Raw genomic sequence first — 14,233 nt, 5'->3', positions numbered from 1 at the left:
CCGGGACCGGATTATTTTTCCGGGCGTTGGTGCAAGGTCCCGTTTGCGAGGATAATCGCGCCTGGCCGGCTTCGCCCACCCGCGACGCAACCGATCTGACGCCGCCTGCCGGGCCTGGAACGACGACATGAGAGCATTGAAACTTGCCGGGGCCGCGATCGCCGCGGTGGTCGTGGTCATCGCGGTGCTTGCCCTGATCGGGATTCCGTCCGGGTTCCTGACCTCGGCCATCGCCGAGCGGGTGGAACGCGGGACCGGCTACAAACTCGCGATCAACGGCGGTGCCAGCATCGCACTGTGGCCGACGGTTAGCGTCACGCTGCGCGGCGTCGTGCTGCAGGATCCGGCGGAGCGCGAGGCCAATAACCGCTTCGCGGCCGACAGTGTCGAGGCCGGGCTGACGCTGTCGAGCCTCTGGTCGGGGAAGCCCGACATCACCGACCTCGTCATCACGCGGCCCGTGGTCAACCTGCCGCTGCAGCGCGAGCGCACCCGCGACCATAATCCGCCGGCGAAATCCGCCTCCGGCACCGGCGTCACGATCCGGCATGTCGGCATCAATGACGGCACCATCATCTTCACCAATGTCCGCGACCGCGTCGAACGCCGGATCGAGTCGCTCACCGCTGATGCGACGTTCGGCAACGACCGCAAGCTTGTCATCACAGGCAATGCGCGCGCCGGCGACCAGCCGCTGAAACTCGAGATCCGCACCACCGCGCCTCCGCCGCCGCTGGAGCGCCAGAACGTGCCGGCCGAGATCGATATCGATGCGCCCGGCCTGTTGCCTGCCGCGCTGAAGGCCAATGCCGAGGTGCGGCTGAACGGCACGGTCGTGATGTTCAACGGCGTCTCAGGCACGGTCGGCGACGGCGGCTTCACCGGCTGGGCCTCGGTCGACCTCGCCAGCAACAAGCCGCTGGTGAAGCTCGATCTCGATTTCCAGCGCATCGCGGTCGCGGGACCGAGCCGGCCCGACACGACAGGGCAGGCATTGGGCACCAACACCTGGAGCAATGCCTCGATCGATCTCACCACCCTGAACTACGTCGACGCCCAGGCGCGCATCTCGACGGCGGAACTCGTGATCAGCGACGGCCGCTTCGCACCTGCCGCGATCGATGCGACGCTGAACAGCGGCGTGCTGAAGGCTCGGCTCGCCGATCTCGGCGCCTATGAGGGAACCGCCAATGGTGAGCTCAGCATCGACGCAACCACGGCCGAGCCGACCTATGCGCTGCAACTCGATCTCGCCGGCGTGCGCGCGCTGCCGGTGCTGAAGAACCTCGCCGCATTCGACAAGCTCGACGGCAAGATGCAGGCGAAGATCTCGCTGCGTTCGCAAGGGGCGAGCGAACGCGCCATCGTCGGCAATCTCGGCGGCACCGCGCTCGCCGTGTTCCAGGACGGCAAGATCCTCGGCCTCAACGTCGCGCAGATGATCCGGAGCCTCACGGCAAGCACCCTGTCGGGCTGGCAGGAGAGCCAGGAGCTGTCGACCGATCTCAGCCAGCTCTCGGCCTCGTTCAAGCTCGACAAGGGCCAGGCCGTCACCACCGATCTCAACCTGATCGGCCCGCTGGTGAAGATGACCGGGGTCGGCACCGTCGACCTCAACACGCGGCAGATCGGGTTCCGCGTCGAGCCGCAGCTCGTGATGACGACCGAGGGCCAAGGCCGCGCCGGCAATCCGGTCGGCTTCGGCATCCCCGTAATGGTCGAGGGCCCCTGGATGTCCCCGCGGATCTATCCGGAGATGCAGGGCATGCTGGACAATCCGGAGGCCGCCTATGCCAAGCTCAAAGAGATGGGCAAGGGCCTGTTCGGGCCGAACGGCCAGGGCTTGAGCCAGGGACTCAATGGCCTCGGCAACCTGCTGGGCGGCACCGCGCAGCCGGGCGACGCGGGCCAGGGCAACCCGCAGGGCAACCCGCTCGGCGGGCAGCTCGGCGAGACCATCGGCAGTCTGCTGCAGCAGGGCCTCTCCACCCTGAACCAGAGTAACGCACCGCGCCCGAGACGCGGCATGGCACCGCCCGCTCCCACTGCCGGCAAGCCCGCGCCGGCCGATCCGCCCGCGGCCGACACCGTCACCCCGGACAATCCGGCGATGAACGAGGTGCTGCGGCAGCTGTTCAACCGCTGACACGCCAACATCCCCAGCTAACCATGCGAGCCGCGGGACCCGCCCTCGCCGGCCGATCCGTGCTAAACAGCTGCGGCGCACCCGGTTGATCGGCAGGCACGGACGAGGCTGGATGAACGGGGTTGAGAACAAGGTCTGGTTCCTGCGCGGGGGCTTGTTCGCCAAATACGTCCTCGCTCTGGTCGGCCTCGTCGTGTTCGTGCTTACCGTCAACGGCGCGCTCGAGACCTGGATCAGCTATCGCGGCATCAAGAGCACGCTCACCGACGCGATGGGCGAGAAGGCCGACGCGACCGCCAAGCGCATCGAGCAGGCGGTCGCCGATCTCGAACGCCAGATCTCCTGGGTGACCCGCGCCTCCTCCAACACCATCGAGCTGCGCCGCGCCGATTACGCGCAGCTGCTCGGCCAGGTGCCGGCGGTGAACCAGCTCACCTTGATCAACGGCAGTGGGAGGGAGGTGCTGCGGCTGTCGCGCCAGACCACGACGCTCAACTCAAACGCCGACTTCTCGCGCGATATCAGGTTCACCGAAACCATCAAAAACGGCACCGCGTTCGCGCCGGCCTATTTCCGCGACGCGCGGCCGTATCTGTCGATCGGCGAGCAGCATTCCGGCGTCAATGCCGGTGTCACCGTGGCCGAGATCGATCTGCGCTTCCTCGGCAGCTATTTCGGCGACTCCCAGGTCGGCCGCCTCGCGCACGCCTTTGTCGTCGACGGCAAGGGCCGGGTGCTGGCGGCCTCGTCGCGCGGGCCCGAGATCGGAAAAGATCTCTCCGCGCTGCCGCAGGTCGCGGCGCGGCTCGCCTCGCCGGGCGCGAACGTCGCCTCCGGCACCGACGGCGATGGCCATGCGGTGCTGACCACCGCGAGCGCGGTGCCGAGTCTCGGCTGGTCGGTGTTCTACGAGCAGCCGATCGCGCAGGCGCTCTCGCCGATCCGCGACCAGCTGGTGCGCATCGCACTCTTGATGGCGCTCGGCCTCGTCGTCGCGATCATCGCCGGCACGATCCTGGCGCGGCGCATGCTGGTGCCGATCACCGCGCTCAACACCGGCGCGCGGCGGCTCGGCGCCGGCGATTTCGACCATCGTATCGAGGTCAAGACATCGGACGAGCTGGAAGAACTCGCGGAGCAATTCAACAGCATGGCCGGCCAGCTCGCGGAAACCTATTCCGGCCTCGAGGCCAAGGTGAAAGAGCGCACCCGCGACCTCGCGCAATCGATCAACGAGCTGAAGGTGCTCGAGGAGGTCGGCCGCGCGGTGGCCTCCTCGCTCGACCTCAACGCGGTGCTGCCGACGGTCGCCGCCCGCGCGCTCGAGATCACCCATGCCGACGCCGTGCTGATCTATGGCTACGACGCCGCGCGCCGCAGCTTTGACCTGACGCACTCGATCGGCATCGACGGCGAGGCCGAAGGCCGCCACCGCGCCATCGAGGCGAGCGGCAGCCCGCTCGGCGAGGCCGCCGCGAATGGCGAGCCGCTCGGTATCCCCGATCTCGCCAACAGCCCCGCGCATCCGCTGCGCGATGTCGTGGTCGGCGCCGGCTTCCGCTCGGTGCTGGTGGTGCCGCTGGTCGACCAGCAGGGCGTGCTCGGCGCGCTTGTGGTGCTGCGCAAGGCGGCCGGCGATTTCCCCGCCGGCCTGATCGGCCTGATGAAGACGTTCGCGCACCAGGCGGTGCTGGCGATGCGCAACGCGCGGCTGTTCACCGAAGTCGATCAGAAGAGCCACGCGCTGGAACAAGCCAACAGCATCGTGCGCGAGCAGGCCGACAAGCTGCGCGAGCAGACCGAGCAGCTCAAGGACTGGAACAGGTCGCTGGAGCAGCGGGTCGAGACCCAGCTCGGCGAGCTCGAGCGCACCCGCCGGCTGGAGCGTTTCCTGGCCCCGCAGGTGGCGCAGCTGATCGCCTCGTCGGACAATCCCGAGGGCCTGCTCGACAGCCACCGCCGCGAGGTGACGGTGGTGTTCTGCGACCTGCGCGGCTTCACGGCGTTCACCGAGGCGACCGAGCCGGAAGAGGCGATGAACGTGCTGCGCGAGTATCACGCCGCGCTCGGAAAGCTGATCTTCAAGTACGAAGGCACGCTCGACAAATATGCCGGCGACGGCGTGATGATCCTGTTCAACGCGCCGATCCTGCTCAAGGATCACACCGCGCGCGCCGTGCAGATGGCGGTCGAGATGCGCGAGGTGATCGGCCCGCTCACCGAGCGCTGGCGCAACCGCGGGCACAGCCTCGGCTTCGGCATCGGCATTGCGGTCGGCTACGCCACGCTCGGCCAGGTCGGCTTCGAGCAGCGGCTGGAATACGCCGCGATCGGCAGCGTCACCAACCTCGCCTCCCGCCTCTGCGGCGAGGCCAAGCCCAACCAGATCGTGGTCAGCCGCCGCGTCTACGGCATCGTCGAGCCCTTCGTCGAGGGCCGCCCGATCGACGACCTCACCGTGAAGGGCTTCAACCACCCGGTTCTTGCGGCGGAGATCCTGCGCTGGAAGGGCGAGCCGGCAGCGGAAGCAACAGCGGCGGAGTAGCGGCGAGGCACCTTTTCATTTGGTCGTCGCGGCGCTCTCGTCCCGTCACCTTGAGAGGGTGTGAAGCTTTGCCCCTATCCACCGGTGTTGTCGCCCGGCTCGACCGGGCGACCCAGTACGCCGCGGCCTATCGGCTCAATAACGACGGTCTCTGGGATACTGGATCGCCCGGTGCATGTACGTAATTGCGCACAGGCCCGGCGACGACACCGAGCAAGTTGAGAGCAGAGCGCGGCATTCTGTCCACCGTGAACCGCTTCACACAACAAGCCGGACGTGCCTGATAGCATCCGCGCACCCCTGCAACGGAGGCTTGGCTATCGTGCGCAACGGCATCACCTTCATGACCGCCGAGGAAGCCCGCGACCGCTATCATCCGGCCAACTAGGCCCTGAAGGCGGTCAGTCTCGGCGACGTGCGGTTTCCCAACGGCTTCTTCATCCGCGACGACAAGGGCAAGAAGTATGTCGAGCCCGCGACGTTGGAGGACCGCGTCAAGGTGCTGCGCGCGGCAATGCCGGATTTCCCGAGCGATCGTCCGATCGAGACCGCCGCCTGCCACCACATCGGCGGCGACGACGACGCCTGCGGCAGTGGCTGCGGCCAGCTGCCGCGCGAATTCCGCTGCCTGAAGATCCACGACCCGAGCATCCAGTTCTACGGCTGCGGCTGCGTCAACTTCTTCTGACGCGGCGCGCGCAGCGCGCAGCACCCGTGCATGCGGACGGCGCGGCCCGCTCGATCGGAAGGTCGAGCGGGCTTCGACGCGCTGCAACAGCAACGTTTTCACGACTTCCGCGTTGTCGATATGACGCACCGCAAAAGGACGCCATGGCCAAGACGCCTCCCACTCCGTCGCCCGGCAGCCTCGCAAGAGCGGACCGCCAGCGGCTTGCGGCCGAGGAAGGCGCGCGCGTGATGGCCGAGGTCGAGCGCGACAAGATCGCCGTGCGCAAGAACATGGAGCGCCTGCGCGCGCTCCGCGAGGCAAGAGACGCCGAGGCAGCGAACCACCCGGCCCCCAAACCCCTACCCGCAACCGAACCGAAGCCCGCGCGCCGCGCGAAGCGCCCCTGATTCGAATTTCAAACAGCAGATTTTCAAGGGAGACGCGCGTTCGCATCATCGCGGCGCGAAGCGCCCGAGCTGTGCGATCGTCTCGCCCTCGTCAGAAGCGAGAGGGCGCAGGGAAGGCCGGGTGCCGATCGCACCCGTGGGTCCCGTGCAAAATAGGAAGCACGGGAGGTAGGGCCACAGGTTCAACCGGAAACATCCGGCCTTCCCTGCGCGACGGTTTGACGGCTTATACGTGCTCTTCCCGGTGAGACCAGGCCTTGTTGTCACCGCCGCCAGCGAACCGCATTCGCGCTTCGCTGACTGGGCACCTGCCACTGGGGCGCCAGAACCACACGATTTCGCCGTACGCCGACGGCCGCGCATCGTCCTCGCGCCGCCAAGCGTCCATCGCATCCCGCCGCACGTCCGTGACGCTCGCGAAACGCCCCTCTTGCCGGGCGGGACGGGGGAAGTTGTACAGGTGAGTTGGGGTGGAGTCAAGGAAAATTACGAAAATCGTAAGTGAAGGTGACTATCGGGCGAGACGAACTGAGGTCGATTCATCAGTACGAGCGATTCGGCAGTTTCGCCGAGGAGAACGTCAGGCGAGTACAGCGGTAGAAAGCAAAAGAGGATATCTACTTCGATTGAAGTTTGAGCCACGCGCCCATCTCCTAACGAGTTTACACACTGCATATCAATTTGCCGAACGTCGGTTGTCCTCCCGTCGCGGGATGGCGATCGGCCGTCAAATGCAGAAAAGCTGAGTTAGTTGAGCACCGACATTCTGACGGGCGACTTCTTTGGCCAAAAACGGATACCGTCGCTCGAGGAAACCCAAGCTAATCTCTCCCCTCGCAAGTTCAATCAAGATGTTACAGCGTTCCTGAACATAAAAATCGTCAGCGTTCAGCCGCAAAGAATTTATCGTGCCGTTGATGCGGACTCTAAGTGCCACATCCAAGTCGGGATTTGCTCTTAAAAGGCAACTAGGAAGGTCAAGATGAAACCAATCGTTGTCGACGAGGAACGGATCGATGATATGGGTCTGATTGCCTTTCGCACTGTTGACGCGCCCACTGGCCAGCCGAAAGTTATTCCATTCGTAAGCCAGAGCCGGGTTGATAGTTTTAGGGACGAAATGGTCGACAGACCCTTGTTCCGGCAGGTACATAGAAGTGTAGGCACAAATTCCTGAGTACGCAGCGTGCAGTTCTTTTGCCGCGCGCGACCAAAAGTTCTTCTTACGAAATTGTTCGGAGTTCGGAGTCGGACAAGTGCGTAGGTATGCCGCTCCTGGCTGACGGACCTGAGCATCAAAATCGGGATATTCCAGCTTCGCAGCAACTCTTATCAAAGTTCGACCCCATGCTTGTCGGCAAAATAGAGCCACCGGGGCCAGAATTTATCATCATCAGCCAAATGCATCTTCAATCTTGCCGACACCTCTACCACAGCCGTCACACTTGGGGTTTCCTGCTGCTGTAGTGCCTTAGCATCCTCAATGGCCTGCTCGGCTTCACGCGACCTTGCATGCCGGAGGCCAAACAATGGCGACGTCAGCCACCCCGACACATCTCCGTACTTAACAAAGGGCACCTCCTCTAGCTTCACCTCTGCGCCTTCTCCGAAAAGATGGTAAAGTGTATCCGTCTCGTTGCTAAAATGAGTTTCTACCGATGCCAGAATCATGGGCGAGTGCGTAGCTGAGATCATTTGCATTGCGAGATCAGCGCTTAGGAAGCCTCCAACACTCATCAATGCCGGCAATACAATGCGTTGCCACTTCGGATGCAAATGAGCTTCAAGCTCGTCAACAATCACGAGCATCCGACGAAGAGGCAACTCATCCAATTGCGAAGCAGCAAGTTCGTGCTCCTGCCAAGACCAGATGATCAGATACGCGAGCAAAAGGACGCGTTGCACGCCTGAGGAGGCCTGAGTAACGGGCACTGTTCCGTAGCGGTGCTGGACAGTCGGAATATCGCGGGGGTCCCCCGGGATGCGTACACTCTGACCAGGCGACAATACTCCGAGGTCCTCTGGCGAGAGTCGCCTAAGAACCGCAGCATACCTGTCGAAGGCTATTCTGTCTGGAGACGACTGCCAGCGGGGCCAGTCGCGAAGCAGGCCTTCGATCACGCCGGGCTTCCCGTTCCAAACCTCATATGCCGATAGGATATTCGTCGTTGTGTAGCCCTGAAATCTCTTTCGCAATGGATCGAACAGGGCGAATGAGCCATCCGCACGCGAAAATACAGCGAGCGCTTCAGTCACATGTCCTTGCTCGGGCTGCCCCCAAGAGAAGGTTCGCGGATCGAATTCCCGCTTGGCGGCAAGCGCTCGTCCCGATGAAGCTCGGAACGAATATTCGACGGTCGCCTCTTCGTCTCCACGCATTGAAGGCAATATCGGTCGTTCGGGCCAAGCCCCAGTTGCTGCCCACCAAGCAAAATCTAGTAGAAAGGACTTTCCGAGCCCATTGTCGCCTGTGATAAGCGTTAGTCGTTCGCCAAACGAAATCGACATATTTGACGCAGGACCGACGTTAGTCAGCCGCATGAATGAGAGCGATTTTGCAATCTCCAATTCTGCATCGGGTGGCGCTGGAAATTCCTTCGCAACATCTGTAACGATAAGGGGATCTTCGGAGAAGCCCGGCAATAACAAAGACGGCGTAAGCCATCTCTCTGAAAATAGCTCGCGGCGCTCTTCTTCCGTAATTTGAAATTCATTGGCAAAGAGAGCGACTATATCGTCGATATCGGCTAGGTCACCAACATCCCTGCCTTTGTAAATCCAAACGGCCAACGCATCGATGCCGATTCTATCCGCGAAGTTTATCTCGCGAAGCTTGCTCTTAACTTTGTCGACGTAGTCTTTAACGAAACCCCACTTAGACGTCCCTCGTGGATGAATAAACACATCGTTGAACGTTTGTGTGTTTACCGTCTGCAGTCCCGTAGATGGGTATCTTGGGACGACCCAGTAAGCTTGGCTTTTGAACGGTTGAAAATAGTAACTGCTATGACGATCAAGGACGTGATGCCTGCCAAGGTGATTTCTCGTCAACGTGTCGAGGCTAAGTTGCTCTGTGCCTCCAACTTTGAGCCCATGCTCTTTACATGCGAGGAAGGTTATTCCGACAAACGGATGTGTCTGCGCTTTGAGGGAGCGAATAGCGGAGACAACGGTTTGCGCAGCTAGGTACATATCTCGTTATTCAACAGGCTGATCATCTTCAGTGAGCTTTTTGACCATTTCTACCATTAGTTGGCAGTACTCTTTCTTCGCATCGATTCCGATGCAGCGGAAGCCGTGCCTCAGCGCAAATTGCAGTGCAGTTCCGCTACCAGCAAACGGGTCCAAAACAACTCCACGCGGCGGGGTAGTGGTGAGGACCGGAATTCGAACGAGTTCTTCGGAAAATCTCGCCTTGTGTTGAGTGGACTGCCCATTGCGCACGGGAGGAACTTCCCAAGTGTCGAGCGGAGGCAGCACAGAGCCTGAATCAGTTGTCCGACCAACTGCGTTCTTATCAAAATAGTACCAGCGCTCTTTCACGAAATGAAAGACGTACTCATGAGATACCGAGCATCGATCTCGAACCTGATCTGGTATCGGATTGGGCTTTACCCAAACGTTGTCATTGCGAACCAACCAGCCCTTCTCTTGCAAGCCGATTGCAAGGCGATGGGGGATCAGCAAGAGCTGTTTTGGAACGCACCACTTACCATCGCCTTTCCGGTCTTGCGGTCTCACTCCAAAACGACGCGCCGATTGCTTTGCCTCGGAGCTTTTGTGCTCGCCTTTTCCACTCCAATAGGTGTCGCCGATATTTATCCAGAGGCTTCCATTTTCGGCGAGCACAGTGCTCATGTTGTCGAAGGCCCCAATCAGCGCTTCGATATACTCTGAAGGATGATCCTCAAGACCAATCTGGTGCTTAATTTTGTAGTCGCGCTGACCGTAAAATGGGGGGGAAGTGACTATGCAATTAGCGACGATCCCTGCCTCCGCCAGCGTTTTGACACCCTCTCGTACGTCGGCGTGAAGAATAATGGTGGTCTCGTCTGCGTAATAAGCCAGCTTGCGAATTTCGTCAGACGTAAATATCTCCTCCGATACAATCTGGGGGTGCATCGCCTGATTGGCTTTGGTCACCGGTCGTAGAGAGTTGTTCTCTATGACCGTGAATTTCGCCGAGCCGGAACGTGTCATGCTAGTGAGCTTCCCCATCGAATCGATTTTTAGCTACTAAACCAGAGATTTGCGGCACTTGTCATCGGGGATTGGCTGTCATAACGCTTTTCTTACAATGTACTGCTCCGCAGCCGACGATGATCGCCATACGAGTCAAGAGCCGCATACTTTGGGAATGATCCGCCGATGACGCCCCATTTATCCCGCCTCTCCGCCCTCGCCTCCGCGCTACTGCTTCTCGCCGCATCCCCCGCCTTCGCCGCCGGCGAGACCGACGCCACACCGAAAGGCGCCGCCGTCACCGTGCTCAAAGCCTCGAAGTTCTGCTTCGACAATATCGCGGAGGTCACCGGCTTCGTGCTGCCGCGCGACGAGCAGCAGGTTCGGCCTGACCGCTTCGGATTGAAGGTGGCGGAGGTGATGGTGGATGCCGGGGATACGGTCAGCGCGGGGCAGGCGCTGGCGCGGCTGACGGATGGGGCCAATTCGGTCAACGTCACGGCGCCGGTGGCGGGGACGGTGTCGGCGTCGACGGCGATCGTCGGCGCGCCGGCATCGGGCAAGGGCGAGGCGCTGTTCTCGATCATCGTCAAGAGCGAGTACGACCTGGTCGGCATGGTGCCGACCCGCGACATCACGCGGCTGAAGGCCGACCAGACGGCGCGGATCAAGATCTCGGGCGCCGGCGAGCTCGACGGCAAGGTGCGGCGGATCGCGCCGACGGTCGAGCCGAACAGCCAGCTCGGCCAGGTGTTCGTGGCGATCGGCGCCAGCCGCAAGCTGCTGGTGAACTCATCCGGCCGCGCGCAGATCAAGACCGGGCAGAGCTGCGGCGTCGCGGTGCCGCTGACCGCGATCCTCTATTCGACCGCCGGCACCGTGGTGCAGGTGGTGCGCGGCGGCCGCGTCGAGACGCGGCGGGTGGAGACCGGGCTGATGTCGGCCGGGCAGGTCGAGATCCGCGACGGCGTTGCGGAAGGCGACATCGTGGTCGCCCGCGCCGGCGCGCTGCTGCGCGAAGGCGATCCGGTGCGGCCGGTGGGCGATACCGCGGCGAAGTGAGGGGGGCGAATGGCGAATGGTGAGTAGCGAATAGGGGTTCGTAGCCCGGATGGAGCGGAAAGCGTAATCCGGGGCCAATATCCGCGGAGGCGCGGTTCCCGGATTTCGCTGCGCTCCATCCGGGCTACAAGGGCCGCTATTCGCCACTCACCACTCGCTATTCGCGCTTCAGCCGCCGAGCTTGACGTCTTCCAGGAGCGAGGAGGACACGCTCGGCACCTGCTCGCCTTCGGAGGCGCGGGTGACGGCGAGGCGGGTCTTGTTGAAGGCGCTTTCGGCGCCGGCGTCGCCGGTGAGGTTGTTGAGCAGCTCGGCGACCAGCGCGCTGTTCGGCGAGCGGGCGTCGTCGACAACCTTGCCCGGCGCGGCCGAGGTCAGCACCAGCGTGTTCTCCGGCGGGGAGATCGGGGCGAGACCGTGGGAATAGGAGCGGAAGCGGCGCTCATAGGGGTTGCGCCTGGAGGCGTCCAGCACCACCAGCTTGGTCTTGGCGCCCTGCTCTTTCATCACGTCGAGCACGGCCTCGACGCTGACGCCGGTGCGCTTGACGTCGGCTTCCTTCCAGATCGCGGCATCGACCGGGATCATGTAGCTGTCGCGGCCGGCCTGCACGCCGTAGCCGCCGAAGAACAGCATCACCACGGTGTCGGGGCGGATCTTGGCCTTCATGCGCTCGACCGCGCGCAGCATGTCGTCGCGCGTCGCGTCCTCGACCATGTCGACGTCAAAACCTTCATGGCGCAGCCGGGCCGACAGCGTCCGGGCGTCGTTGATCGGCTGGGTCAGCGGGGCAGCGGCGTCGGGATAATGGCCATTGCCGATCACCAGCGCGAGGCGGGGGGCACCGGCGGCGATGCTGCCGGTGTGCTCGGTGGTGACGGCCTTGGCGGCCTCCAGCGGACGCTTGTTCAGCGCAGCATGGGCGCCGATCGCCAGCGACACCGTGCCGGCAACGGCAACGGCCACCGCGATGGTCCGGCGGGAAATGCGAAGCTGCCTAAGGTTCATGGCGTTCCTGGTCCCAATCATTTTCCCAAAGGCGCTTCCAGTTAAGGCCGCGCCCGTTAGTCGCTTCAAACACAGTCAGGTTTAATGGGGTTGTGGGGTCTGTGCCGTTGAATTGGTCTCAATTTGCGGCGCCGCAACAAACACTCCTTAACCCGGCCGGGCGCGTGGAGCAACCCGGTTTGCCGCATGCGGCCGACCGGCAGAGAGACTTGACGCGGTTAAGATCCAGTTACGTGACCTCCATCACATTTGCGTTCTCTGCCGATTCATATAGTTTTCCAAATACTTGCCGGGGACTCGCGCAATTCCAGCACCGGCCGGGAGAAACATCGCCGCGGCTTGTGGCGTTAACCGGTTCCCGGGGAAGGAGTTTCTTATTCGCCCAACCGGCATCCACTTCATCCGAGCCGGCCGTCCACTTCGCTCGAAAACGCTCCTAGAAAGGATTTCATGGGGTTTCACGGGATCGCGGGGGCGGTGTGCCGGGCGCTGACGGCCAAGAAGGACGGGCCGTCGCTCTATGACGTCTGCGATCCGGTGCTCGCCAGCTATCGCGGCGGCGATGCCCATCTCGGGAAATTCTACAAGACCGCGCTCGGCAATCCGCCGCTGCGCGCGCTGCTCCGCCGCACCGGCCTGCCCGCGCTGGCCGACACTGAGCGGCTGGCCGGCCTGCGCGCGGCACTGACCGCGGCGCGCGACGACGAGGCGCCGGACTGGGCCGCGGTCGGCGCACCGGTCGCGGCGCTGATGGACGGCATGGATCTCCGCCACCCCTCACCGCCGCCGGCCGGCGCGCCGGGGCGGCCGCCCGCGATGGCCGAGATCGACCGGGTGATCCGCGCCACCGGATCGCACCTGGTCGGCTCGTTCGGCAAGAATGGCTTCATTCCGACCTATGCCGCGTTCAACCTGCTCGGCGATGCCGACATCGGCGGGCGCGAGATGCTGATGGCGCTGACCGGGCTGAACGCGCGCGGCTACAAGAACTCGACACTGCTGTTCTCGCTCGCCCGCATCTTCATCGCGCATTCGCCGGCGCGCGCCCTGATCAATCCGCCGTGGCGCGGCATCGCCGAGCCGATGTGGGAGCCGGTGCAGATCCGCCACCGCTCGGCCTATTACGACGCCTTCTTCACCGAGGCGCTGCTCGGCTTCCTCGAGACGGGGCTGGCGCGGCCGGACGAGGCCAGTGCCGCGCGCCGCGCGATCGACGAGATGGTGGCGTTCTGCCTCAAGACCAGCGCCGAGGAGGTGCCGTCACATGACGGCTCCACGGTGAAGGTGATCACTGCGCTGGCGCCGGGGCCGCATCCGCGCTTCTCGCGTTTCTTCGCCCAGATCAAGCAGGACCTCGGCTTCGGCGTCTATGTGCCCGACTGCGATACCACGGCGTGTGCGTTCTCGGCTGCGACGCAGGCCGGCGCCGGCGATCCGATGCTGCAGCAGCCGCTGGTGGACTTCTATCGCGGCTACCAGGTGCGCTCCGGCGCCAACGAGCCGCGCGTCACCGTGCCGCTCAACGACCACATCGACTATGAGGGCGGCATCGTCACCTGGATCGACAACCTCAAGGGCGAGCGGCCCTACGGCAACGATCTCGATCCGACGCTGAACCTCGACATCCTCGAGGTCTCGTTCCGCAACCTCAAGCGCTGGCAGATCATCGAGACACCGCAGCGGCTGGAGACGTTGCAGCGCATTATCGCCTTCCAGGCGCGGCTGGTGGAAAGCGGCGCGTTCAAGGACCCACGCTCGCACATCTACTATCTGCCGGAGCTGTACTCGGCCTATTTCGGCCGCTGCTATGCCGCGTTCGTCGCGCTGCCGTTGACGGCGCAGCGCATCATCGATCCTGGCAATGTGTTCGCGCTGATCCGCGCCCGCGTGCTCGGCTATGTCACGGGCGAACTGATCGCCCATGAGATGAACCCGTTCGACGCCGCGCTGGCGCTGATCGCGCTGGCGCATCTGAACGCCGACGTGTCGACCTTTTCGCCGGCACTGCATTGCATCGTGCACGGCTTCGGCGAGGGCGGCCGCAAGCGGCCCTACAAGGCCTATGAATGGAACAAGATGAAGACGCCGACGCGGATCCTCGTCGGCGGGCCGGAGGTGACGTCGGCCTTCGTGCTGATGGCGCTGGCGTTGGCGAGGAAGCGGTTGGCGGGTAGAGGCTAATAGCGAATCGCGAGTGGCGAACAGGGAAGGAA

At 63.2% G+C, this 14,233-nt stretch carries 10 protein-coding genes; 6 read left to right on the top strand and 4 right to left on the bottom strand.

Features of this window, described 5'->3' with window-relative positions; genetic code table 11:
* The first annotated feature begins 127 nt into the window (after positions 1-127).
* From J6500_RS20460 to J6500_RS20445, 4 genes are all read left to right on the top strand, one after another.
* On the top strand, positions 128-2,146 hold the full coding sequence (locus J6500_RS20460) for an AsmA family protein (RefSeq protein WP_225714494.1): 2,019 nt from the start codon (positions 128-130) through the stop codon (positions 2,144-2,146).
* A gap of 112 nt (positions 2,147-2,258) precedes the next feature.
* Positions 2,259-4,691, top strand: coding sequence for an adenylate/guanylate cyclase domain-containing protein (locus tag J6500_RS20455; RefSeq protein ID WP_225714493.1), 2,433 nt, complete (start codon positions 2,259-2,261; stop codon positions 4,689-4,691).
* 415 nt (positions 4,692-5,106) lie between these two features.
* The gene (locus J6500_RS20450) at positions 5,107-5,379 is read left to right on the top strand and encodes a hypothetical protein (protein WP_225714492.1); all 273 of its coding nucleotides are present in this window, start codon (positions 5,107-5,109) and stop codon (positions 5,377-5,379) included.
* A gap of 143 nt (positions 5,380-5,522) precedes the next feature.
* Positions 5,523-5,768 (top strand): hypothetical protein, encoded by a 246-nt coding sequence (locus J6500_RS20445; RefSeq protein WP_225714491.1) that lies wholly within the window; start codon positions 5,523-5,525, stop codon positions 5,766-5,768.
* A 727-nt stretch (positions 5,769-6,495) separates the two neighbouring features.
* On the opposite strand, the gene J6500_RS20440 is transcribed toward J6500_RS20445, so the two are convergent.
* From J6500_RS20440 to J6500_RS20430, 3 genes are read right to left on the bottom strand one after another with little or no spacing between them, the layout of a single operon-like run.
* Complete coding sequence (locus J6500_RS20440; protein WP_225714490.1) at positions 6,496-7,104, bottom strand: HNH endonuclease family protein; 609 nt, start codon at positions 7,102-7,104, stop codon at positions 6,496-6,498.
* Positions 7,101-8,960, bottom strand: coding sequence for an AAA family ATPase (locus J6500_RS20435; RefSeq protein ID WP_225714489.1), 1,860 nt, complete (start codon positions 8,958-8,960; stop codon positions 7,101-7,103). Before J6500_RS20435 ends, J6500_RS20440 begins: the two co-directional genes overlap by 4 nt.
* Positions 8,961-8,966: 6 nt before the next feature.
* Positions 8,967-9,968, bottom strand: coding sequence for a DNA-methyltransferase (locus J6500_RS20430; RefSeq protein ID WP_225714488.1), 1,002 nt, complete (start codon positions 9,966-9,968; stop codon positions 8,967-8,969).
* 168 nt (positions 9,969-10,136) lie between these two features.
* Between J6500_RS20430 and J6500_RS20425 the strand changes: the two genes are divergently transcribed.
* Positions 10,137-11,012: an efflux RND transporter periplasmic adaptor subunit gene (locus J6500_RS20425; RefSeq protein WP_225714487.1), complete on the top strand. Its 876-nt coding sequence runs from the start codon at positions 10,137-10,139 to the stop codon at positions 11,010-11,012.
* A gap of 168 nt (positions 11,013-11,180) precedes the next feature.
* Here J6500_RS20425 and J6500_RS20420 read toward each other — a convergent pair whose 3' ends face one another.
* Positions 11,181-12,020 carry a caspase family protein gene (locus tag J6500_RS20420; RefSeq protein WP_225714486.1) on the bottom strand — a complete coding sequence of 280 codons (840 nt, stop codon included), beginning with the start codon at positions 12,018-12,020 and terminating at the stop codon, positions 11,181-11,183.
* Positions 12,021-12,470: 450 nt separating this feature from the next.
* Here J6500_RS20420 and J6500_RS20415 point away from each other — a divergent pair, with 450 nt between their 5' ends.
* Positions 12,471-14,201: a hypothetical protein gene (locus tag J6500_RS20415; RefSeq protein ID WP_225714485.1), complete on the top strand. Its 1,731-nt coding sequence runs from the start codon at positions 12,471-12,473 to the stop codon at positions 14,199-14,201.
* The last annotated feature ends 32 nt before the right edge of the window (positions 14,202-14,233 follow it).

It is taken from the genome of Bradyrhizobium semiaridum, assembly GCF_020329505.1.
Taxonomy (GTDB): Bacteria; Pseudomonadota; Alphaproteobacteria; order Rhizobiales; family Xanthobacteraceae; genus Bradyrhizobium; species Bradyrhizobium semiaridum.
This window is presented reverse-complemented; position numbering and strand designations above follow the sequence as displayed.

Excerpts from the sequence above, each read along its gene's own strand:
- J6500_RS20420 (WP_225714486.1), bottom strand. The coding sequence starts at position 12,020 with ATGAACCTTAGGCAGCTTCGCATTTCCCGCCGGACCATCGCGGTGGCC.
- J6500_RS20460 (WP_225714494.1), top strand. The coding sequence starts at position 128 with ATGAGAGCATTGAAACTTGCCGGGGCCGCGATCGCCGCGGTGGTCGTG.
- J6500_RS20435 (WP_225714489.1), bottom strand. The coding sequence starts at position 8,960 with ATGTACCTAGCTGCGCAAACCGTTGTCTCCGCTATTCGCTCCCTCAAA.
- J6500_RS20430 (WP_225714488.1), bottom strand. The coding sequence starts at position 9,968 with ATGACACGTTCCGGCTCGGCGAAATTCACGGTCATAGAGAACAACTCT.
- J6500_RS20415 (WP_225714485.1), top strand. The coding sequence starts at position 12,471 with ATGGGGTTTCACGGGATCGCGGGGGCGGTGTGCCGGGCGCTGACGGCC.
- J6500_RS20455 (WP_225714493.1), top strand. The coding sequence starts at position 2,259 with ATGAACGGGGTTGAGAACAAGGTCTGGTTCCTGCGCGGGGGCTTGTTC.
- J6500_RS20445 (WP_225714491.1), top strand. The coding sequence starts at position 5,523 with ATGGCCAAGACGCCTCCCACTCCGTCGCCCGGCAGCCTCGCAAGAGCG.
- J6500_RS20425 (WP_225714487.1), top strand. The coding sequence starts at position 10,137 with ATGACGCCCCATTTATCCCGCCTCTCCGCCCTCGCCTCCGCGCTACTG.